Raw genomic sequence first — 21,155 nt, 5'->3', positions numbered from 1 at the left:
TTTGCGTGATTGGCGGAGGTGGTCATGGCAGTGCGCAAGCAAGGCAAGACGGTAGGTAACATCCACATCGGCATCGGCGGATGGAGTTTTGCGCCATGGCGCGACAACTTCTACCCGTCCGGGCTCGCGCAGGCGCGCGAACTCGAGTACGCAAGCCGTCACCTGACCGCCATCGAGATCAACAGCACCTATCACGGGACACAAAAGCGAACGTCATTCGCCAATTGGCGCGATGCGACCCCGGATGGCTTCGTGTTCTCGGTGAAGGCGTCGCGCTTCGCCACCAACCGGCGCATCCTGGCCGAGTCGGGCGACTCCATCGCCCGCTTCATCGACAGCGGCATTGCCGAGCTGGGCAAGAAACTCGGTCCCATCGTCTGGCAATTCGCGCCAACCAAGCAGTTCGTGGCCGATGACTTCGAGGCATTCCTGACCTTGCTCCCGGATGCTGTCGAAGGCGTGAAGCTGCGGCACGTGCTTGAGGTGCGGCACGAGAGCTTTATGTGCGACGACTACCTGAAACTCGCGCGCAAGTTCAAGGCGGCCACGGTGTACACAGATTCGCCAAAGTTTCCGTCGTTCGCGGACCCGACCGCGGACTTTGCCTATGCGCGGCTGATGAACGCGCAGGCCAAGCTCAAGACCGGCTATGCGCCGAAAGATCTCGACGCCTGGGCCGCGCGCGCCACCGCGTGGGCCGGCGGTAGCGTGCCGGACGACCTGCCGCGCGTGGATGAGCAGGCCGGCGCCCGTCAGAAGCCCAAGGGGTTGTTCCTGTTCTTCATCAACGGGGCGAAGGAGCACGCGCCGGCGGCGGCGCAGGCCCTGCTCGAGCGGCTGGGATGGGCGCCGACCGAGGACGTGCCGGTGAAGAAGCCCGCCGCGCGCAAGGCTGCGTGACTGAAGCCGGTTTCCGAGCCACCCCCGCCGCTATAATCCGGCATGACTTCGAGCCCAACCCCCAACTCCACCGCCCCCGCCACGACTTCGGCAGGCGCGCCGTTCTCTGATCTGGCGCTGTCGCCCGCTATGCTCGCCACGCTGGCGCAGCTCGGCTACGACACCATGACGCCGATCCAGGCCGCCAGCCTGCCGCTGGCGCTGGCCGGGCAGGATCTGATCGCGCAGGCCAAGACTGGTAGCGGCAAGACCGCCGCCTTCGGGCTTGCGGTGCTGCATCGGCTCGACGCACGCCGCTTCGACGTGCAGGCGCTCGTGCTCTGTCCCACGCGCGAGCTGGCCGATCAGGTCACGCAGGAAATCCGCCGCCTGGCGCGTGCGGAAGAGAACATCAAGGTGCTGACGCTGTGCGGCGGGTCGCCTATGCGGCCACAGGTCGACAGCCTTATCCATGGCGCGCATATCGTTGTGGGCACCCCGGGGCGCATTCTCGATCACATCGAGCGCGGCAGCCTGGACCTGCGCGGTATCAATACGCTGGTGCTGGACGAAGCGGACCGCATGCTCGACATGGGCTTCTTCGATGACATCGCGTTCGTCGCCAACCATTGCCCGAAGGACCGCCAGACACTGCTGTTCTCGGCCACCTACCCGCCCGGCATCGTCAAGCTGAGCCAGCAGTTCCTGAACAAGCCGCGCGAGATCAAGCTGGCCGAGACGCACGGCGCCAGCAAGATTCGTCAACGTTTTTACGAGGTGGAGGATGGCGACCGCCTGCAAGCTGTGGGCCGCCTGCTCGATCACTTCCGGCCTGCCAGCACGCTTGCCTTCTGCAATACCAAGGCGCGTTGCCGCGATCTCGTCGAATTGCTGCGCGCGCAGGGCTTCGAGGCCCTGGCGCTGCATGGCGACCTGGAACAGCGTGACCGCGATCAGGTGCTGGTGCAGTTTGCGAACCGGAGCTGCTCGGTCCTGGTGGCCACGGACGTGGCAGCCCGCGGTCTCGACATCGCCCAGTTGGAAGCCGTGATCAACGTCGATGTCACGCCCGACCCCGAGGTGCATGTGCACCGCATCGGCCGCACGGGCCGCGCGGATGCCGAAGGCTGGGCGTTCAGCCTGGTCAGCATGGATGAAATGGGGCGCGTGGGGAACCTGGAACAGCATCAGGGCGGCGAATTCGAATGGCACGCGCTGACCGAGCTGGTGCCGAAGAGCAAGGAGCGCCTGCTGCCGCCGATGGTCACGCTGCAAATGCTCGGCGGCCGCAAGGAAAAGATCCGCGCGGGCGACATCCTCGGCGCGCTGACCGGCGAGGCCGGCTTCACCAAGGAACAGATCGGGAAGATCAACGTGATGGAGATGTCCACGTACATCGCCGTGGATCGTGCCATCGGCAAGGAAGCGGTCAAACGGCTCAACGATGGCAAGGTCAAGGGCCGCAAGGTGCGGGTGCGGATGCTGACCGAGTAACGCGCGACTTCGCTGCTGGGAATTGTGCGCAAGAAGAAACAATAGGGCACGTCGGCTTGCTTACAAAGATTCGTGAAAGTCACCCTGTAAGCGCCGACTATCCTTTGCTAATCTGAATGAGCGGCCGGCGGCGTATGCGGGGGCAAGACAGCGCGGCGGGCCGGTGCAGCGATTTCCCCAGACAGCAATAAGGAGTCGGTCTATGAAAACCGCACGGCAGGTTCTGGAAGCGAAGCCAAATCAGGCGATCTTCAGCATTCCTCCTTCAGCGACGGTCTACGCCGCGCTGCAACTGATGGCGGAGAAAGGCATCGGCGCGTTGCTGGTGATGGAGCACGGCAAGATCCAGGGCATCCTCAGCGAACGCGATTACGCCCGAAAAGTGATTCTGATGCAACGTACGTCGCGCGAAACGCTAGTGCGGGAGATCATGACCTCAGCGGTGATCTATGTGCGGGCGGACCAGACCACGGACGATTGCATGAGCCTGATGACGCGGCACCGCCTGCGCCACCTGCCCGTGATGGAAGGGGACGAACTGCTCGGCATGCTGTCGATCGGCGACCTCGTGAACAACATCATCAGCGAACAGCGTTTCGTGATCGAGCAACTCGAACACTACATCACCGGCGGCTCGCGCTAGCGGCCATCAGGCCACGGACGCGCCATGTGGCGCCGTGGCCACTTCTCGCCAAAATTCATTGCTACGTCAACGATGGCTTCCGCATATAATTATGCGGATACTGAATTAGGCCGTCCCCACGCAAGGGATGGTGCCCGCAGCCTCCATCCCGCCGTAGCCACATGTCGTCGCCCACCTCGCCGCAATCCGCCGTGGAGGCTACCGCCTCCGTTCCCGAACATCCGCCCATCGTCCACGATCACCGCGCCATCATGCGGGTGATCGGCGGCATCGTGTTATGTATCCTGCTCGCGGCGCTGGACCAGACCGTGGTCATCCCCGCCGTGCCCGCCATTGCGAATGATCTCAACGGATTTGGGCATCTGTCGTGGATCGTCACTGCCTACCTGATCGTCTCCACCGTCACCACGCCGCTGTACGGCAAGCTGTCCGATAGCTTCGGGCGGCGGCGCCTGCTGATGGTGGCCATCACGCTGTTCATCCTCGCCTCCGTGGCGTGCGCGCTGGCGCAGTCGCTGACGCAGCTGATCCTGTTCCGGGCGCTGCAGGGCGTGGGCGGCGGCGGGCTGATGTCGCTGGCGCAGGCGGCCATTGCGGACGTAGTGGCGCCGCGCCAGCGCGGGCGCTACCAGGGCTATCTGGCGATGGTCTGGGCGATGGCCTCCATCGCCGGGCCGCTGGTGGGCGGCTGGGTGTCCGATCATCTGTCCTGGCGCTGGCTGTTCTGGATCAACGTGCCGCTCGGCGCGCTGGCCATGGCGATGTGCTACCGGGGCCTGGCCAACCTGCGCCCGCGCGGCGGCCGGCCGCGCGTGGACTGGCTGGGCGCGCTGCTGCTCGCGGTGGCCATCGTCGCCTTCCTGCTCGCCATGAGCTGGGCCGGCGATGCCTTCGACTGGATCTCCCCGGAAACCGGCGCGCTGCTGGCCATCACGGCCGGGGCGCTGGCGCTGCTGACCTGGCAGGAACGCCGCGCGGCGGACCCGATGCTGCCGCCGCGTCTGTTCCGCAACCGCGCCTATGTGATGGGCGTGGGCGCCTCGGCGCTGGCCGCGCTCAATATCTTCCTGTGCATCTTCGCGCTGCCGCTGCATTTCCAGCTGGCGCGCAATGCCGATGCCGCGATGTCCGGCCTGCTCGTGGTGCCGTTCCTGCTGTCCACCGTGGCCGGCAACCTCGTGGTGGCCTGGCTGGCGCCGCGCATGGGACGCATGCGGGGCATTCTCAGCGCCGGCTTCGTGTTGGCCGCCATCGGCCTGAGCGCGCTGGCTGGCGCTACCCCGGACGTGCCCACGGCTGCCGTCCTGCTCGCCATGACGGTGGGCGGCGTGGGGCTGGGCATGGCGATGGTCGGCACGCTGATTTCGGTACAGAACGCGCTCGAGCGCCGCGACATGGGCGCCGGCACCGGCGCGCTGCTGGTGGTGCGCTCGCTCGGCAGCGCGATTGGCGGCGCACTGGCCGGCACGCTGCTGGCGCTGGAGTTCCGCGAGGCGATGGGCCGCGCCGGCGTGACCCAGGCGCTGGACCTTGGCGCGCTGCGCCACGGTAGCGAGGCGATGGCGCATCTGTCGCCGGCCGTGCGGCAGGTGCTGTCCGCCGGCGTGGAGTCGGGCTTCCAGCTGATTTTCGCGGCGGGCGCGGTGGCGGCGGTGGTGGCGTTACTGATCGTGCGGCGCATGCCGGACCTGGAACTGCGTACCAGCGTGACCGAGCACGCCGCGACGGCGGTGATGGACTGACCCCCGGACGGATGGCGGCCGCCATCTTCCATCATCGATCCTGCAGCACGGAGTGCAGTGAACCCGACGAAGGCGTAGACTGCGGAGGCTACCTTTCACGCCCCAATATGGAGTCGCCCGTCATGACCCGCATGGTCCCCCCGACCCGGATGCGCCACCCGCGCACGGCCACCCTGACGCTCCAGCGCCGCGCGCTGCTCGCCGCCCTGGCGGTGTCCGCGATGGCCGCCGCCACGGCCAGCCTGCTGCCGCGCGCAGCCCACGCCGCCGAGAAGTCGACCCCCACAGCCGCCGCTTCAGCCGGTCAGGCCGGCAGTTGCCCGGCGACGCTCAACTTCAAGTTCCCGCGCCTGCAGGACGAGTCGCCCCAGAACCTGTGCCAGTACGCCGGCAAGGTCGTGCTGGTGGTCAACACGGCCAGCTACTGCGGGTTCACGCCGCAGTACGAGGGCCTCGAGGCGCTCTACGCCAAGTACCGGGAGCGCGGCCTGGTCGTGCTCGGCTTCCCGTCGAACGATTTCTCGCAGGAGCCCGGCTCCTCGAAGGAAATTTCCGACTTCTGCTACAACACCTACGGCGTCAAGTTCCCGATGCTGGGCAAGTCCCACGTGCGCGGCAGCGATGTCAACCCGATGTACGAGCTGCTGGCCAAGGAAACCGGCACCGCGCCGAAGTGGAACTTCTATAAATACCTGATCGACCGCAAGGGGCAGGTCGTCGGCAGCTACAACAGCATGGTCAAGCCGGACGACAAGCAACTCGTGGCCAATATCGAGAAGCTGCTCAGCACGCGCTAAGACCGCATGACCGACCTTTGATCCCCGTCAAAGGTCGAACCGCCCCCGCTGGTACTTTCGCCGATTCAAAACAAAAACGAGCGAAAGGGGGGCCGCGATGGCTATCGCGCTATATGAATCGAGCGAGCATGTCTGCATGGTGTTCACCGACCTGGTGGACGATGGCGACGGGGACGTCGTGCAGTCGAACCAGTTCCTGGTGGTCAACCACGGTCACGGGGCGTTGATCGATCCCGGCGGTGCGCTGACCTACGGCGAGCTGTATATGGCGATCAGCCGCCACTTTCCGCCCAAGCGGCTCGACTACGTGCTGGCCTCCCATGCCGATCCGGACATCGTGGCGTCGGTGGGCCGCTGGCTGACGGCATCGGACAGCAAGGTGTTGATCTCGCAGGTATGGGCGCGCTTCCTGCCCCATATCTGCCAGGCCGGGAAGATGGCCGGCCGCGTGATCGGCATTCCGGATGCCGGCATGGTCGTGCCGCTCGGCGCGAGCAACCTGATCGCCGTCCCCGCCCACTTCCTCCATTCGGAGGGCAATTTCCACTTCTACGATCCCATCAGCAAGATCCTGTTCTCGGGCGATCTGGGCGCGGCCATGACCACGGCCGCCGAGGCCGGCGCGGTGGTCGAGGACTTCGACGCCCATCTCCCGCGCATGCTGCCGTTCCATCGCCGCTATATGAGCGGCAACCGGGCGTGCCGGCTCTGGGCCGAGATGGCGCGGACCATGGATATCGAATGGATCGTGCCGCAGCACGGGCCGTCGTTCCGGGGCCGGGCGATGGTGAAGCGCTTTATCGACTGGGTGGGGCAGCTCGAATGCGGGCTCGACCTGCTCGACAGCTCCCACTATCGCGTGCCGGCCGGGGCGTAAACGTAGCGCGTGGTGGTGACCCTGGCGGTACTTCTCCACCGGGGATGTCTCCGCTGCTGCACAGGACAAGCCGGCCAGATTCCGGCTATCCTCGGTTTCCTTGCCGTCTCGCTTCCCACGGCCAGCCCAGAAACCAAGGAAATCACCATGAAACTAGTACGCGTAGGACAGCCCGGTGCAGAGCGCCCGGGCGTCGTGGATCGTGATGGCCGCGTGCGCGACCTGTCTGCCGTGATCGGCAACATCGGCCCGGACGAACTGGCGCCGGCCGCGCTGGCCCGGCTGGCCGCGATCGACCCCGCCACGCTGCCGCTGGTGGAGGGCGCCCGCCACGGCGTGCCCTGGACCGGCATCGGCAAGATCATCGCCATCGGCCTGAACTACGCTGACCATGCCGCCGAAGCCGGCATGCCGCTGCCGGCCGAGCCGATCGTCTTCCTGAAGGCCAATTCCTCGCTGAACGGCCCCAACGATGCCGTGATGCTGCCGTTCGGTTCGGAGAAGTCCGACTGGGAGGTGGAGCTGGGCGTGGTCATCGGCACCACCGCGCGCAATGTCTCGAAGGCCCAGGCGCTTGAGCACGTGGCGGGCTACTGCGTGGTCAACGATGTGTCCGAGCGCGAGTTCCAGATCGAGCGCGGCGGCACCTGGGACAAGGGCAAGGGCTGCGACACCTTCTGCCCGGTCGGCCCCTGGCTGGTCACGCGCGACGAGGTGCCCGAACCCCAGAACCTGGCGATGTGGTTGGACGTGAACGGCCAGCGCATGCAGAAAGGCAGCACCGCGACCATGGTTTTCGACGTCGCCACCGTGGTCAGCTATGTCAGCCGCTTCATGACCCTGCTGCCCGGCGACCTGATCGCCACGGGCACGCCGCCGGGTGTGGGCATGGGGTTCAAGCCGCCGCGCTACCTGCGCGCGGGCGACACCATGCGCCTCGGTATCGCCGGCCTCGGCGAGCAGACCCAGCAGGTCGTGCCATACGGCGAGCGCTGAGTCGGGCGTCGGCCCATGTCCGACATCGTTGCCAGAAAAAGGGGGACTTTCGGGTTCCCCGCTGAAACGTCTTCATACAAAGGGTCGCAGTTCCACACAAAGCGTCCCCTAAGGGCAACAGTTTTGGCACGGTTTAGGGCGCATACGCACGAAATCCGCATTCTGGGTTTTACCCTTCGACCCTGCGTGAAATACTGTTCATACATGCAAGCCACAAGAGCAATGCCATGTCTGAACATGCCCCCGAAATAGAATCGATATTGAAGACCGTCGCGGTCAAGCTCGCGAACGGCTCCACCGAATCCCCCAAGCGCTCCTACTGCACGCTGCACGACACGCTCGATTGCCACGACGAACTGCAGGACATCCGGCGCAGCATCCACCAGCATCCCGAACTGGCCTTCAACGAGATCCGCACTGCCGAACTGGTGGCGTCCCGCCTGGAGGGGTGGGGCTATCAGGTCACGCGCGGCGTGGGCGGCACCGGGGTGGTCGGCACGCTGCGCGCCGGCACGGGCAAGCGGAGTGTCGGCATTCGCGCCGATATGGACGCGCTGCCGATTCACGAGCGCTCGGGTTTGCCCTATGCCAGCGTGCATGAGGGCAAGATGCACGCGTGCGGCCACGACGGCCACACCACCATGCTGCTGGGCGCCGCCCGCCAGCTTGCGCGGACCCGCCGCTTCAACGGCACCATCCACCTGATCTTCCAGCCGGCCGAGGAAATCGGCGCGGGCGGCGGGGCGGAGCGGATGCTGGCCGATGGCCTGTTCGAGCGGTTTCCCTGCGATGCGATCTTCGGCCTGCACAACCATCCGGGCGTGGAAGCGGGCACCTTCATGTTCCGATCCGGCCCGTTCATGGCGGCCTGCGACACGGTAGCGATCACGATCCGCGGCAAGGGTGGCCACGCGGCGCGCCCGCACCAGTCGATCGACCCGATCCTGGTGGCCGGCAGCCTGGTGATGGCGCTGCAATCGGTGGTATCGCGCAATGTGGATCCGAACGAGACCGCCGTGGTGACCATCGGCACGCTGCACGCCGGCCACGCCCCGAACGTGATTCCGGACAGCGCACGCATGGAAATCAGCGTGCGGTCGTTCAACCCCGAGGTGCGGGCGTCGATGGAGGCGCGCATCCGCCAGCTGGCTACATCGCACGCCGAGGGTTACGGCGCTACGGTCGATATCGACTACGTGCGCGGCTACCCGGTGCTGGTGAACAGCGAGGCCGAAACCGAGTTCGCGCGCCAGGTGGCCGAGGAACTGGTGGGGCCGGAGCGTGCCGTGCCGAATTTCCACCGGATCGCCGGCAGCGAGGACTTCGCGTACTTCCTGCAACAGCGCCCGGGCTGCTTCGTGCGGATGGGCAACGGCGCCAACCAGCCGCTGCTGCACAACGCCGGCTACGACTTCAATGACCAGAATCTGACCGTGGGCGCGGCGTACTGGACCCGGCTGGCCGAGCGTTACCTGGATGGGGCCTGAGCGGGACCCGATCGGGGCCTGAGCCCCGACCGGGCTCATCGGGCAGTTATCGGAAGAAGGCGCTGGGCGGCACGCCGAACTGCCGCCGGAACATCGTCGCAAAGGCGCTCGGGCTGCCATAGCCCATGTCGAGCGCCACATCCACCACCTTCGCCCCCGCCGCCAGGCGCTCCAGCGCGGCCAGCAGCCGCGCCTGCTGGCGCCACTGGCCGAAGGTCATGCCGGTCTCGCGCGCGAACCGTCGCTGGATCGTCTTCGGATCCACCCCCAGCGAGTTTCCCCAGTCGGCCAGGGTCAGGTCGGTGTCCGGGCTTTCGACGATGGCGTCGCAGATCTGCCGCAGGCCGACATCGCTCGGGCGCGGCAGGTGCAGCGGCAGGGTCGGCACCAGCAGCACCTCATCGAGCAGCAGCCGCATCAGCCGACCGTCGCGCGAGTCCGGTGCATAGGGCAGGGGGATGTCGATGGCGGCCAGGATCAGCTCGCGCAGCAGCGCGGTGACGCCGAGCACGGTGCAGCGGGTGGGGAGGTCCGGCGCGGCGTCCGGGCGGATATAGGCGGTGCGCATCTGCACGCGGCCGACCATGCGAATCCAGTGCACCGTGCCGCCGGGCATCCACATGCCGCGCGTGGGCGGCACGATCCACTGCCCGTCCGCCGTGGAGACCACCATCACGCCGTGCATCGCGTGGATCAACTGCGCGTGGGGATGCTGGTGCGGCTTGGTGACGTGGCCCGGGGCGTAGTCGGCGGCCATGGCCGTTACCGGCATCGGGCTGCGGTCGTAGCGGATGTAGGCTGGCGAGGCCGCGTAGGTGTCGGCCCGGGCGTCGGCATCGGGGTCGTGCGGGGCATCGGGCGGCAGGCGCCGGGCGCCCGGCGTGGTGCGGTCGATCCACTCGACTGGCGGCGGCGTCGCTTTCCGAGGACGGGGGGTGGGCGGCATGTCCTTTTCTCCAAAGTTCCGGCCCCATTCTCGCAGGACAGGCGGAAATTTGCCATTTAGGATGCGATCGTCACACTTTTAACCAGATCGGCCAATGCGCCCCGCCCCATGAGCACAACCGTCAATCCCGCCCCCGCCGCCGAGGCCGCGCACCGCGAGGAAGGCACGCGCTTCCGCGTGTTGTACGCGATCAGCTTCGCGCACTTCCTCAACGACATGATTCAGTCGCTGATCCTGGCCATCTATCCGATGCTCAAGGGCGGCTTCAACCTGAGCTTCACCCAGATCGGCCTGCTGACGCTGACCTATCAGATCACCGCGTCGCTGCTGCAGCCGATCGTTGGCCTGTACACAGATAAGCATCCGAAGCCACATTCGCTGGCCATCGGCATGGGCTTTACGCTGTGCGGGCTGCTGCTGCTGTCCGTGGCGCCGACCTATGGCGTGCTGCTGGTGGCGGCGGCGCTGGTGGGTACCGGCTCGTCGATCTTCCATCCGGAGTCGTCGCGCGTGGCGCGCATGGCCTCGGGCGGCCAGCACGGGCTGGCCCAGTCGATCTTCCAGGTGGGCGGCAACGGCGGTAGCGCCATGGGGCCGCTGCTGGCGGCGTGGATCGTGCACCAGCAAGGCAGCGTGGCGTGGTTCTCGCTGGCCGCGCTGCTGGCGATTGCCGTGCTGTGGCAGATCGGCGGCTGGTACGGCCGCCACCTGGCCGAGCGCGCAGCCAAGAAGAAGGGCGCCGGCACGGCGGCCAAGCCGCTGCCGACCCGCACCGTGGTCCGCGCCATCGCGGTGCTGCTGCTGCTGATCTTCTCGAAGTACTTCTACATGGCGAGCCTGAACACGTATTACACGTTCTATCTCATGGAGAAGTTCGGGCTGACCCGCCAGTCTTCGCAGATCTACCTGTTCCTGTTCCTGTTCGCGGTGGCGGCCGGCACCATCCTCGGCGGCCCGATTGGCGACCGCATCGGCCGCAAGCGCGTGATCTGGGCGTCGATCCTCGGCGTGGCGCCGTTCACGCTGATGCTGCCGCACGCCAACCTGTTCTGGACCGGCGTGCTGTCGTTCGTGATCGGCTTCATCCTGGCCTCGGCGTTCTCGGCCATCCTCGTGTTCGCCCAGGAGCTGATTCCGGGCAAGGTCGGCATGGTGTCCGGCCTGTTCTTCGGCTTCGCGTTCGGCATGGGCGGCATCGGCGCCGCCGTGCTCGGCACCCTGGCCGACACGCACGGCATCAAGACCGTGTACGACGTCTGCGCCTATTTGCCGCTGCTCGGCCTGCTGGCGGTGTTCCTGCCGGACCTTGGCGGACGGAAGAAGACCGCGGCGGCCTAGCCCGCCGTTGGATTGCTCCCCTCGCCCGCTTGCGGGAGAGGGGCCGGGGGAGAGGGCCGGCGCATGAACCTGCCCGCCACCCCTCGTAGAACGCCTACTTCGCGGCCCCAGCCTTATCCTGGGACACATCCATGATCATCCGCGTCAGCAGGTACAGGCGCGGCGTGACCGAGTTCAGGTCCACGTACTCGGCATCGTTCGAATGCGCGCCAAAGCCGCGCAGCCCGAAGCGCTCGATCACCGGTGCCTTGGTGCCCGCCGCCGCGAACGCCGCGTCGGTGCCGCCGCCTTCGGCAGTGTCATAGACCATCAGCTTCTCGCCGATTTCCGAATAAATGCCCTGCGCATGGGCTGCCAGCGTGCGCGCCGCCTGGGTGACCTCGAGCGGCGGGCGACGACGCTCGAACTTGACCTCGACCTTGGTGTCCGGAATCAGCTTCTGCTTCACGCGCTCCTGCAGCGTGCGCTCCAGGCCATCGTAGTCGGCGGTGCGCAGCACGCGCACATCGGCCTGCGCCGTGGCGACGGCCGGAACCACGTTGCGGTTGGTGCCCGCGTTCGAGATCGTCCAGTTGACCTTGAGCCCGGTGTCCGGGTTGGACAGGTCGCGCATTTGCAGGATCTGGTGCGACAGCTCGTACAGCGCGTTGCGGCCCAGCTCCGGCGCGCTGCCCGCGTGCGACGCCTTGCCCTCGACTTTCAGCGAAATCGCACCGATGCCGCTCGTCGCCAGCGACAGGCGGTCGCCCGTGACGCGCGTGGCCTCGCACGAGAACACGGCGTCCTGCTGCGCCCCGAGCTTGGTCATCATGGCGCGGGCGCCCGGCGAGCTGATTTCCTCGTCGCCGTTGATCAGCACCGTCAGCGTGCCGTAGTCCTTGAACTTCATCTTTTGCAGGATGGCCACCGTGTGGAGGATCACGGCCACGCCATTCTTGTCGTCGGCAATGCCCAGCCCGTAGGCGCGGTCGCCGTCCACGCGGAACGGCTGCTGCGCGAGCATGCCGCGCAGGTACACGGTGTCCATGTGGGCGATCAGCATGATGTTGCGGCGCCCGGTGCCCTTGAACTGGGCCACGACCATCTTGCCGACCTTCTCCGGCGTGTCTTCCATCCGGTAGACCTCGGTGGGCTCGACCAGCTTGGCGTCGCCGCCGAGCGCGGCCAGCCGGTCCCGGATCAGCGCGGCGATGCGGTCCAGACCCTCGATATCCTTGCTGCCGGACTCGATCGACACCAGATCCTTGAGCGTGGCGATCAGCGCGGGCTTCTCCTGCTGGGCGAGCTGGTAGGCCGGCTCCACCGGGGCGGCGTGGGCCGTGGCGGCGCAGGCGGAGGCCAGTGCCAGCGCGAACGGCAGGGCGCGCAGGGCAGGGAAGCGGGGGCGACGAACGGATGGCATGCGGTCAGGCTCCTTGTTATGGGGATGTGGGATCGGAAATCTTGAGCGCATGGCGCCGCCACGTAAAGTGCGCCAGACGCGATGCCGCGTGAAAACGCCAGCCTGTCGCGCGCACGCAGCAGACATGGCGCGACATGGCCTGCCCATGGCCCGGCCACGGACCAATCACCGCCAGATGGGGCCAACGCCAGCGTTTTGCGGCATCATGGCGGGCATGAAGTCCGCCGTGCCCCCGCTCCCCGGTCATTCCGGTCATCCCGCCATGCCAGCCGCCCCGCCCCTGCCGGTACCCACCCGCCCCGCCTGCGCCCACTGCCTGGCCTTGGCCGAGGACCCGCGCCGGCGCGAGCCGCACGCCTGCCTGGCTCTGCGCAACACGGCGCCCCATGTCAGTGCCAGCGCGGCCGGGGTGCCGTTCAGCATGCTGTCCTTCACCTGCCGCGAGTGCGGCACGGCGTGGCGGCTGTACGACCGCGCCAACGAACTCTTCGTCTCGTGGGTGCCGGAACACCCGCTCGTGCGCTAAAACGGCTTCGCCGGGAGGGCTGGCAAGGCCGGAACGGCAAGCGGGCGGTTCGGCCGCCGGGGCCCTTCGGCTAAGATAGCGCCTATCCATCAGCAACCCTCCCGCCCCGTTTCCGCCATGTTTCCTGCCATTTCCAAGCCGCTGCTGGCGGCCTTGTCTGTCGCCACGCTTGCGGCCCCGTCCTTCGTTTCCTCCGCCCACGCGGCCGACGCCTACCCGAGCCGCCCGATCCGCGTGATCGTGGCCTACCCGACCGGGGGCATCAGCGACGCCGTGGCCCGCGCGCTGGGCGAGAAGCTGTCCGTACAGATGGGCACCTCCGTGGTGGTGGAGAACAAGGCCGGCGCTGGCGGCAGCATCGGCATCGACGCCGTGGCCAAGGCCGCGCCGGACGGCTACACCATCGGCTTCGCCTCCACCAGCCCGCTGACGCTGAACCCGCACGTGGGCCGCGTCAACTACGACCCCGAGCACGACGTGGCGCCGGTCATGAGCGTCATGTACTCGCCGGTGCTCGTGGTGGCCACCTCGGGCTTCGCCGGCAAGGCCTTCGCGGACCTCGTCGCGCAGGCCAAGGCCAAGCCGGGTTCGGTCCGCTGGGCCACTTCGGGCCTGGGCACAGTCGGGCACGTGATGCTCGAGCAGGTCAAGGCGAAGTCCAAGGCCGACATCACGCTGATCCCCTACAAGGGCGCGGGCCAGCAGATGAACGACGCGCTGGGCGCGCAGTTCGAGGTGATGAGCACCAACGCCAGCCCCATGCTGAGCCAGCATATGCAGGCGGGCCGCCTGCGCGCGCTGGCCGTGGGCGCGCCCAAGCGCCTGGAGAGCCTGCCCGGCGTGCCGACCTTCGCCGAACTCGGCTATCCCAAGGCCAACCTGACGTCGACGTTCGGCATCTTCGCTCCGGGCAAGACCTCGCCGGCCATCATCAACCGCCTCAACGCCGAACTGAACAAGGCGCTGGGCGAGCCGGAAGTGCGCGAGCGCCTGCTCAAGGGCGGCGAGGTGCCCACCGGCGGCACCGCCGCGCAGTTCGCCGCCGCTATTCGCGCGGAATCGGAAGACAACGCGCGCATCGTCAAGGAAGCCGGCATCAAGGCCGACTGAGCCCCCGTCGTCCACCATCGGCTAGACCAGATCCAGCCGGCTGCCCAGCCGGTGGATCGCCCGCAGCATCACGCCGTTGCGGGGCCATAGCGCCAGCTTGGTCCGCACGCGCGAGAGGTGGCTGTCCACGGTGCGCGCGTGTGTGTGCACCCCGCCGTCCGGCCAGACGTGCCGGATCATCGCCTCGCGCAGCACCAGCGTGCCCAGGTTGCGGAACAGCAGCAGGGCCAGCGCAAACTCCTTTGGCGCCAGCGCCACGGGCACACCGGCCACCCAGGCCTGCCGCTCGGCCGTGACGAAGCGATAGACGCCGCTCACGAGTTGCTCGGGCATGTCGCCGAAGCCCGCCGGCGCCACGGTGCCGGCCAGCATTCCCGGTACTGCCGCGCGCCGCGCCAGCGCCTCCACGCGCGCCAGCAACTCGGCCCCGCGCCCCGCCTCGCCCACGTAGGCATCGGCGCCCGCCGCCAGGCAGGCCGCCACCTGTGCGTCGTCGTCGCCCCTGCCCAGCATCATCACCGGCACGCCTTGTCCGAGCGTGTCGCGCACCCATTTCAGCACGTCGCACGCGGCCGTCGCGGCGGCGATGGAACTGGCGCGGTCCAGCAGCAGCACGTCGTAGCGGGCATCCCGCACCGCGTCCGTCATCGACTTTCCACACCCGAAGCAGCGCACGACATGCCCGCCCCGATGCAGCGCGTGCCTGAGCATTCCGGCGCGGGACGGGTTGTCCGCCAGCGCGGCGATCTTCACGATGGGCCTCCCTCGGCTTGTTTCAATGCGGCCATGGTAGGCCGCGCGCCGGCCGGCACGAAGTAAACATTTGTTGCCGACTAAAAATGAGCATCGTCTTATAGGGTTGCGACGCGTCCCGGCCTCTAATGCTCGGATGGCAGACAACGGATGCGCCTCGGGGGCGCGCAACGACGATGGGATTGAGGATAGCTTCGCTGGAGCCAGACGCCGGCCACGCCGCGCGGATTCGGGAGATCGTGACCGCCGCCGGGCACGAGTGCGTGACGTTCGACGACGGCCGGCGCATGCTGCTGACGCTGCGCAAGGTCACGTTCGACCTGCTGCTGCTGGACTGGCACGCGCCGCAGGTCAGCGGCCGCGAGGTGCTGGCGTGGGTGCGCGCCCATCTGGACGCCCGCGTGCCGGTGATGTTCCTGACCGGGCTGGACAACGAGCGGGACATCGTGGCGACGCTGGCAGCGGGAGCGGACGACTACATGGTCAAGCCGATCCGCCCGCAGGAACTGGCCGCGCGGATCGAGGCGCTGCTGCGCCGCGCGTACCCGGACCTGCGGCAGTCGCGCGACGGCAGCATGGCCTGGGGCTGCTTCGCCTTCCACCTGGCCACCCGGGCCTCGACATGCCACGGCCAGAAGGTGGCGCTGACGCCCAAGGAATTCGACCTCGCGCTACTGCTGTTCCGCAACGCCGGCCGGGTGGTGCCGCGCGAACACATGGTGGTGGCGGTCTGGGGGCGCGACATCCCGCCGATGTCCCGCACCATCGACACCCACATCTCCCGCGTGCGCAACAAGCTGGGCCTCTGGCCCGACAACGGCGTGCGCATCGTCCCGCTGTACACGCATGGCTATCGGCTGGAGTTGCTCGGCGACGAGGGGTCGGCGGGGCCTGCACCCAAGCCCGACGCCGCGCCGGCCGGCGGCTCCCGCAGGCGCCGTGGAACGGGCCGCCAGCCGGTGCTGGGCCCCAATCGCTGATGACGGCAGGAACGACCCGCCGCCCTGAAAAACAAAAAGGCACCCGAAGGTGCCTTTCTGCGATGCGGTCAGACCAACAATCAGAAGATGTGGCGGATACCTGCGGCCACGCCCGTCTGGTTGTTCTTGCCAGGCATTTCGGCCTGCACAGCGCCCGTGACCTTGTTGTAGTCGACGGTGCCGTACACCTGGGTACGCTTGGACAGCGAGTACTCGGCCAGCAGCACGCCGGTGTAGCGGTTGCCGCTGCTTTCCACGCCGTTCTTGTCCTTCACGTGGTCGCCGTAGAACACGCCGGTCACGGCCAGGGCCGGGCTGACCTGGTAGGTCATGCCGACGTAGCCGATCATGTCCTTGCGCGGCGTGTTGGCGGCGCCGGCGGCGATGGCGTTCTGGGCGGCAACCGTGGTCGTGGCGGCCGAGCGGTTCAGGAAGCCATTGTCGATCGTACCGGTGGCGTCACGGCCACCGACGTAACCGAGGAACAGCTTGGCTGCGCCGATGGTGTACTTACCAGCCAGGCCCCACATCTGCTGGCGCTCGCTGCTGGCGTTGCGGAATTCCTGGTACACGGCGCCGATGCCGAACGGCCCGATGTCGTACGAGGCACGGGTGCCCCAGTACTGGTTGCGCGTCATGCTGCCGGCGGTCTCACCGAAGCCGTAGCTGGCGCCCACGTTCAGGCCCGCGAACGCGCCCGAGTAGCTCACCACGTTGTCGGTACGGATCTGGGTCAGGAAGAACGGCCAGGCGTTGTTGTCGTAGTTACCGATGGTCAGCGGGTCGAAGTCGCCGAACAAATTAAACCCTTCGGTGTACTGGCGGCCCAGCTTGACTGCGCCGAAGTCACCGGCCAGGCCCACGTAGGCCTGACGACCGAACATACGGCCACTCGGGTTGGCGGTGCTGACCTGGTTGGAACGACCCGTATCCGGATCGAAGCCGTTTTCCAGCTGGAAGATGGCCTTCAGGTTGTTGCCCAGTGCTTCGCTGCCCTTGATGCCCCAACGGCTGTTGGTGATCGCGCCGTTGGTCAGCTGCGTCTGGCTGTGGTTGCCGGCGTCGGCGTTGGTCTGGAAGCGAATGCTCTGGTCAACGATACCGTACAGCGTCACCGACGTCTGTGCGTAGGCGCTGCCGGCCAGCAGGCTGCCAATGGCGAGGGTGAGTAGCGATTTCTTCATGGTGCTCCTTTTCTGTCTTGTGGTTGTGCCGTAACCGGATCACGGCCGGCACAAAGGTTTACGTTTGCAGTAAACGCCGCGAAAATTTAACAAAACACGGAACTTTCGGACATAAAAGCAGCGTGAACCGGCACTCTAGAGAGACATTTGGTGCAATTCCGTTGGTTTGTCGCTACACAATGTCACACCCTCGTGATAATGGTGCATTGCAGCGTGCGCCATGGCAGTGCATGGACGTGGGAGGCGAGCGGTGGGGCGGCTGTGCAGGCGCGATTGCAGCCACCACGTGGATGGTTGCTGCAATGCAAAAACCCCTCCTTGCGAGGGGCGGGTTATCCCTTAGTTAATGGGATAACGGCGCACGGAAGGTATCCGCGCGCCGTTCAGGACCGGGAAACTCGAATTAATTCGAAAACCGAAAAACGAATACCGAAAATGCCGAAGGGCAATCAGTTTTGCGGGATTTCGATTTTCACCTCGAGCACTTCGAGGTTGTCCTGGCGCTCCAGGCTGACGCGCAGGTCCTGGTCGCTGATCTTCACGTACTTGGAAATCACGGCCACCAGCTCGCGCTGGAGGGCCGGCAGGTAATCGGCCGGCGCGGAATGGCCGGTGCGCTCATGGGCGAGGATGATCTGCAGCCGCTCTTTGGCGACCGACGCTGACTTCTTCTTCTCCCCCAGCAGGAAGGACAGGATCGACATAGGGATGAGTCCTCCTTACTTGTTACCGAAGATGCGCGAGAGCAGGCCCGGCTTCTGGTAGTCGGTGAAACGCATCGGCTTGTCCTTGCCCAGGAAGCGGTCCACCACGTCGCCATAGGCGTCGGCCACATCGCTGCCTTCCAGGTGGATGGCGGGCGTGCCCTGGTTGGACGCGTGCAGCACGGCTTCCGATTCCGGTACCACGCCAATCAGCTTGATGCGCAGGATTTCCTGGATGTCGGTCAGCGACAGCATTTCGCCGCCATGCACGCGCTTCGGGTTGTAGCGCGTGATCAGCAGGTGCTCCTTGATCGGCTCGCCGCCCTCGCTGGCACGCTTGGTCTTCGAGGCCAGGATGCCGAGGATGCGGTCCGAGTCGCGCACGGACGAGACTTCCGGGTTGGTCACGACGAGCGCCTCGTCGGCGAAGTACATCGCCATCAGCGCACCGGACTCGATGCCCGCCGGGGAGTCGCAGACGATGAACTCGAAGCCCATGCCCACCAGGCCGTTGATGACCTTTTCCACGCCGTCGCGGGTCAGCGCGTCCTTGTCCCGCGTCTGCGACGCCGGCAGGATGAACAGGTTCTCGCACTTCTTGTCCTTGATCAGCGCCTGGTTCAGGTTGGCTTCGCCCTGGACCACGTTGATCAGGTCATACACCACGCGGCGCTCGCAACCCATGATCAGGTCGAGGTTGCGCAGGCCGACGTCGAAGTCGATCACGGCCGTCTTGTGGCCCCGCAGGGCCAGGCCGGCGGCGAAGCTCGCGCTGGTGGTGGTCTTGCCAACGCCTCCCTTGCCGGAGGTCACAACGATGATTTTTGCCATGGCTCTATGGTCCAGTATGGGTGCAGGGTATTTCGTACCGGGCGGGCCGGCCGTACCGATGGGTTAGCGCGGTTATTTCATCCGCAGCGGTTCGAGAATCAACTTTTCGTCAGCCAGGCGCACCTGGGCCGACTTGCCGAGCACATCGGCCGGGAGCGTCTGCTCGGCGGTCCGATAGATGCCGGCGATGGAAATCAGCTCGGGCTCCAGGCACGTGCAGAAGATGCGCGCGTCCGGGTTGCCCTTGACACCCGCCAGCGCGCGTCCGCGCAGCGGGGCATAGATATGGATGTTGCCTTCGGCGATGACCTCGGCGCCGTAGCTGACCAGGTCCAGGATCACCACGTCGCCCTGCGCGTAGATCTGCTGGCCGGAGCGCAACGGCTTGTCGATCAGCAGGGTCGGCACCGCGCGCGGGGCGGCGGCAGCGGCCATGATCTCGGCGATATCCGAGGCCGTGTTGTTGACTGGCGCGGCTTCGGCGGCGGGGGATTCAGGGGTTTCGGCGGCCGTGGTGGCGTCCTTGGCGCCGGCGGGCGAGGCAGCCGTCGCCGCTTCGTCCCGGCCGCCACGGCGGCTCTGGCTCTCCAGCAGCGGCAGGCCGAAGGCTTCGGCCCAGGCGCGCTGGTCGTCGCGCGCCACCACGCCGATGGCCCGGGCCCGCAGGGTGGCCAGCGTGTCGATCACGCGGTCCAGCGCCAGGCGGTCGTCGCCTTCCAGGCGGCGCAGGTCCAGCGCCACCACGTCATTGGAGAAGAAATCGGGGGTCGATTCGAAGCGGGAGAGGAGATCATCCCGCAGCGCCTCGATGTCGGCGGTCTTGAGGGCGAGAAGGAGGGCGTCGACGTTGCCACTGCGCAGCTCGAAGCGTGGCGATTTCTTCTGAGACATAGTCGGTGACCGTGGAAATGCCACATTCTAACGTCGGTTCTCCGGCGAACTGTAACAATTCTCGAACCCGGCGCCGAACGTGCCCGATGCGGGGCTTCCCGGCCGGATCGCGCGCCTAAAGTGCCGGGCGATGCCGCTTACGCTCGCAGAAGGGTGACGCTCTTGTTACGATTGCGCATCTCGACAACGGAGTTCCCATGGGCGCCATCGTCAATTGCGCGGCCTATCGTCAAGGCAAGAAGCTGGGTCCGGTCGAATTCGACGCCCTCGCCGGCGTACTGTCCGAGCCCGGCACCTTTGTCTGGCTGGGCCTGCACGAACCGGACCTGGCGTTGCTGCGCAAGGTCCAGCAGGCGTTCGGGCTGCACGACCTCGCCGTGGAGGACGCCCTGGACGCCCACCAGCGGCCCAAGCTGGAAACCTACGGCGATTCGGTCTTCGTGGTGCTCAATACCGCGCAACTGGTCGGGGAGGAGGTGGTGGTGGGAGAGACGCACCTGTTCGTCGGCCCGAACTACGTGGTTTCGGTACGGCACGGCGCCAGTTCCACCTACGCCCCGGTGCGCGAGCGCTGCGAGAGCGACCCGCAGGGGCTGGCCAACGGCCCCGGCTATGTGCTCTATGCGCTGATGGACTTCGTGGTGGACCACTACCTGCCCATCGTCAACCGGCTCGAGGACAGCTTCGAAACGCTAGAGCAGGACATTTTCCGCGATGAATTCGATCGTGCCGCCATCGAACGGCTGTACCAGGTCAAGCACCAGGTGCTGCGGCTGCGCAACGCGGTCTATCCGGTGGAGGACATCTGCAGCCAGCTGATCCGGCTGCACGAGGAACTGGTGCCGAAGGAGCTGCGCGCCTATTTCCGCGACATCGAGGACCACGCCAGCCGCATCGTCCGCACGCTGGACGTGGTGCGCGAGATGCTGACCACGGCGGTCCAGGTCAACCTGGCGCTGGTCACGGTGGGCCAGAACGAGGTGGTCAAGCGGCTGGCCGGCTGGGGCGCCATCCTCGCCGTGCCGACCGTGATCTTCAGCCTCTACGGCATGAATTTCAGCTTTATGCCAGAGCTGAAGCTCCATTACGCCTATCCGGTGGTCATCGGCGTGACCGCCACGGCCTGCACCTGGCTCTGGCGCAAGTTGCACCGGGCGGGCTGGATCTAGCCCAGTCCGGCTCAGCCGCCATGGCTGGAAAACGGCGCCACGCCTGGCGTTGGCGCCGTTTTTATATCTTCTTTACACCACCCCTCCCCCTCTCTACCCCGTTTTTACCCCGCCGTCCCTAATCTCCAGAACGTGAAGTCAACGTGAATCCTTCACGTTTTTCCTATTTGGGGTTTGTATGGACGGGATCTATTTCCTCGTGTTGCTGGCCTTCGGCGCGCTGACCGGCGCGCTGCTGGCACTGTGCGCCGCGCTGGGCGCCAACCCGCCGTCTGCGCGGCAGACGGACGACGAGCGGGGGCGTTGATGGACTGGACCGACATCCTGAGCGGGGCCCTGGCCGCCGCGATCTTCCTCTACCTGCTTTTTGCCCTGTTCCGGCCGGAGAAATTCTGATGTCCACGCC

22 protein-coding genes are annotated in these 21,155 nt (G+C 66.7%); 15 read left to right on the top strand and 7 right to left on the bottom strand.

The features are described 5' to 3' along the window. The first annotated feature begins 24 nt into the window (after positions 1–24). The 8 genes from AC1DFU_RS07470 (at position 25) to AC1DFU_RS07435 (ending at position 8,915) form a co-directional block, all read left to right on the top strand. A complete protein-coding gene (locus AC1DFU_RS07470) occupies positions 25–900 on the top strand; it encodes a DUF72 domain-containing protein (protein ID WP_441591517.1) in 876 nt (291 codons plus the stop codon). A 42-nt stretch (positions 901–942) separates the two neighbouring features. Beyond that, a complete protein-coding gene (gene dbpA / locus AC1DFU_RS07465) occupies positions 943–2,373 on the top strand; it encodes an ATP-dependent RNA helicase DbpA (protein WP_092291166.1) in 1,431 nt (476 codons plus the stop codon). Positions 2,374–2,575: 202 nt separating this feature from the next. Then, complete coding sequence (locus tag AC1DFU_RS07460; protein ID WP_441591515.1) at positions 2,576–3,016, top strand: CBS domain-containing protein; 441 nt, start codon at positions 2,576–2,578, stop codon at positions 3,014–3,016. 251 nt (positions 3,017–3,267) lie between these two features. Beyond that, positions 3,268–4,758 (top strand): MDR family MFS transporter, encoded by a 1,491-nt coding sequence (locus AC1DFU_RS07455; RefSeq protein WP_441591625.1) that lies wholly within the window; start codon positions 3,268–3,270, stop codon positions 4,756–4,758. Between the two features lie 131 nt (positions 4,759–4,889). Continuing rightward, positions 4,890–5,555, top strand: coding sequence for a glutathione peroxidase (locus AC1DFU_RS07450; RefSeq protein ID WP_369823464.1), 666 nt, complete (start codon positions 4,890–4,892; stop codon positions 5,553–5,555). Positions 5,556–5,652: 97 nt separating this feature from the next. Continuing rightward, positions 5,653–6,432 carry an oxygen-binding di-iron domain-containing protein gene (locus AC1DFU_RS07445; protein ID WP_441591513.1) on the top strand — a complete coding sequence of 260 codons (780 nt, stop codon included), beginning with the start codon at positions 5,653–5,655 and terminating at the stop codon, positions 6,430–6,432. Between the two features lie 147 nt (positions 6,433–6,579). Continuing rightward, a complete protein-coding gene (locus AC1DFU_RS07440) occupies positions 6,580–7,428 on the top strand; it encodes a fumarylacetoacetate hydrolase family protein (protein WP_092291174.1) in 849 nt (282 codons plus the stop codon). Between the two features lie 227 nt (positions 7,429–7,655). Next, positions 7,656–8,915 carry a M20 aminoacylase family protein gene (locus tag AC1DFU_RS07435; protein WP_441591511.1) on the top strand — a complete coding sequence of 420 codons (1,260 nt, stop codon included), beginning with the start codon at positions 7,656–7,658 and terminating at the stop codon, positions 8,913–8,915. 46 nt (positions 8,916–8,961) lie between these two features. Here the strand turns inward: AC1DFU_RS07435 and AC1DFU_RS07430 are convergent, their stop codons facing one another. Continuing rightward, the gene (locus AC1DFU_RS07430) at positions 8,962–9,780 is read right to left on the bottom strand and encodes an AraC family transcriptional regulator (protein ID WP_092292079.1); all 819 of its coding nucleotides are present in this window, start codon (positions 9,778–9,780) and stop codon (positions 8,962–8,964) included. Between the two features lie 189 nt (positions 9,781–9,969). Here AC1DFU_RS07430 and AC1DFU_RS07425 point away from each other — a divergent pair, with 189 nt between their 5' ends. Continuing rightward, positions 9,970–11,199, top strand: coding sequence for an MFS transporter (locus tag AC1DFU_RS07425; RefSeq protein WP_092291178.1), 1,230 nt, complete (start codon positions 9,970–9,972; stop codon positions 11,197–11,199). Positions 11,200–11,293: 94 nt separating this feature from the next. Here the strand turns inward: AC1DFU_RS07425 and AC1DFU_RS07420 are convergent, their stop codons facing one another. Beyond that, entirely contained in the window at positions 11,294–12,601 is a 1,308-nt protein-coding gene (locus AC1DFU_RS07420; protein ID WP_092291180.1) for a M20/M25/M40 family metallo-hydrolase, read from the bottom strand. Positions 12,602–12,863: 262 nt separating this feature from the next. On the opposite strand from AC1DFU_RS07420, the gene AC1DFU_RS07415 reads away from it, so the two are divergent. Together AC1DFU_RS07415 and AC1DFU_RS07410 are read left to right on the top strand one after the other, a co-directional pair. Next, the gene (locus tag AC1DFU_RS07415; protein ID WP_177219853.1) at positions 12,864–13,127 is read left to right on the top strand and encodes a hypothetical protein; all 264 of its coding nucleotides are present in this window, start codon (positions 12,864–12,866) and stop codon (positions 13,125–13,127) included. Positions 13,128–13,244: 117 nt separating this feature from the next. Beyond that, complete coding sequence (locus tag AC1DFU_RS07410; protein WP_441591508.1) at positions 13,245–14,237, top strand: Bug family tripartite tricarboxylate transporter substrate binding protein; 993 nt, start codon at positions 13,245–13,247, stop codon at positions 14,235–14,237. 21 nt (positions 14,238–14,258) lie between these two features. On the opposite strand, the gene AC1DFU_RS07405 is transcribed toward AC1DFU_RS07410, so the two are convergent. Beyond that, positions 14,259–14,990, bottom strand: coding sequence for a response regulator transcription factor (locus AC1DFU_RS07405; RefSeq protein ID WP_092291186.1), 732 nt, complete (start codon positions 14,988–14,990; stop codon positions 14,259–14,261). A gap of 176 nt (positions 14,991–15,166) precedes the next feature. Between AC1DFU_RS07405 and AC1DFU_RS07400 the strand changes: the two genes are divergently transcribed. Beyond that, positions 15,167–15,970, top strand: coding sequence for a response regulator transcription factor (locus AC1DFU_RS07400; RefSeq protein WP_092291188.1), 804 nt, complete (start codon positions 15,167–15,169; stop codon positions 15,968–15,970). Between the two features lie 80 nt (positions 15,971–16,050). Here AC1DFU_RS07400 and AC1DFU_RS07395 read toward each other — a convergent pair whose 3' ends face one another. From AC1DFU_RS07395 to minC, 4 genes are all read right to left on the bottom strand, one after another. Further along, positions 16,051–17,154 (bottom strand): porin, encoded by a 1,104-nt coding sequence (locus AC1DFU_RS07395; protein WP_092291190.1) that lies wholly within the window; start codon positions 17,152–17,154, stop codon positions 16,051–16,053. A 449-nt stretch (positions 17,155–17,603) separates the two neighbouring features. Then, positions 17,604–17,858 (bottom strand): cell division topological specificity factor MinE, encoded by a 255-nt coding sequence (gene minE, locus AC1DFU_RS07390; RefSeq protein ID WP_011296252.1) that lies wholly within the window; start codon positions 17,856–17,858, stop codon positions 17,604–17,606. Between the two features lie 15 nt (positions 17,859–17,873). After that, positions 17,874–18,689: a septum site-determining protein MinD gene (gene minD / locus AC1DFU_RS07385; protein ID WP_092291192.1), complete on the bottom strand. Its 816-nt coding sequence runs from the start codon at positions 18,687–18,689 to the stop codon at positions 17,874–17,876. 72 nt (positions 18,690–18,761) lie between these two features. Next, positions 18,762–19,580, bottom strand: coding sequence for a septum site-determining protein MinC (minC, locus tag AC1DFU_RS07380; protein ID WP_441591505.1), 819 nt, complete (start codon positions 19,578–19,580; stop codon positions 18,762–18,764). Between the two features lie 197 nt (positions 19,581–19,777). Between minC and AC1DFU_RS07375 the strand changes: the two genes are divergently transcribed. The 3 genes from AC1DFU_RS07375 (at position 19,778) to kdpF (ending at position 21,145) form a co-directional block, all read left to right on the top strand. Beyond that, a complete protein-coding gene (locus AC1DFU_RS07375) occupies positions 19,778–20,749 on the top strand; it encodes a magnesium and cobalt transport protein CorA (RefSeq protein ID WP_441591503.1) in 972 nt (323 codons plus the stop codon). A 178-nt stretch (positions 20,750–20,927) separates the two neighbouring features. Continuing rightward, positions 20,928–21,056, top strand: coding sequence for a hypothetical protein (locus AC1DFU_RS07370; RefSeq protein ID WP_255370702.1), 129 nt, complete (start codon positions 20,928–20,930; stop codon positions 21,054–21,056). Further along, the gene (kdpF, locus tag AC1DFU_RS07365; RefSeq protein ID WP_092291198.1) at positions 21,056–21,145 is read left to right on the top strand and encodes a K(+)-transporting ATPase subunit F; all 90 of its coding nucleotides are present in this window, start codon (positions 21,056–21,058) and stop codon (positions 21,143–21,145) included. The genes AC1DFU_RS07370 and kdpF overlap by 1 nt, the downstream gene beginning before the upstream one ends. The last annotated feature ends 10 nt before the right edge of the window (positions 21,146–21,155 follow it).

It is taken from the genome of Cupriavidus sp. 10L45, from assembly GCF_056395225.1.
The sequence above is the reverse complement of the archived record's forward strand: the minus strand, read 5'-3'. Positions and strand labels throughout refer to the sequence as shown.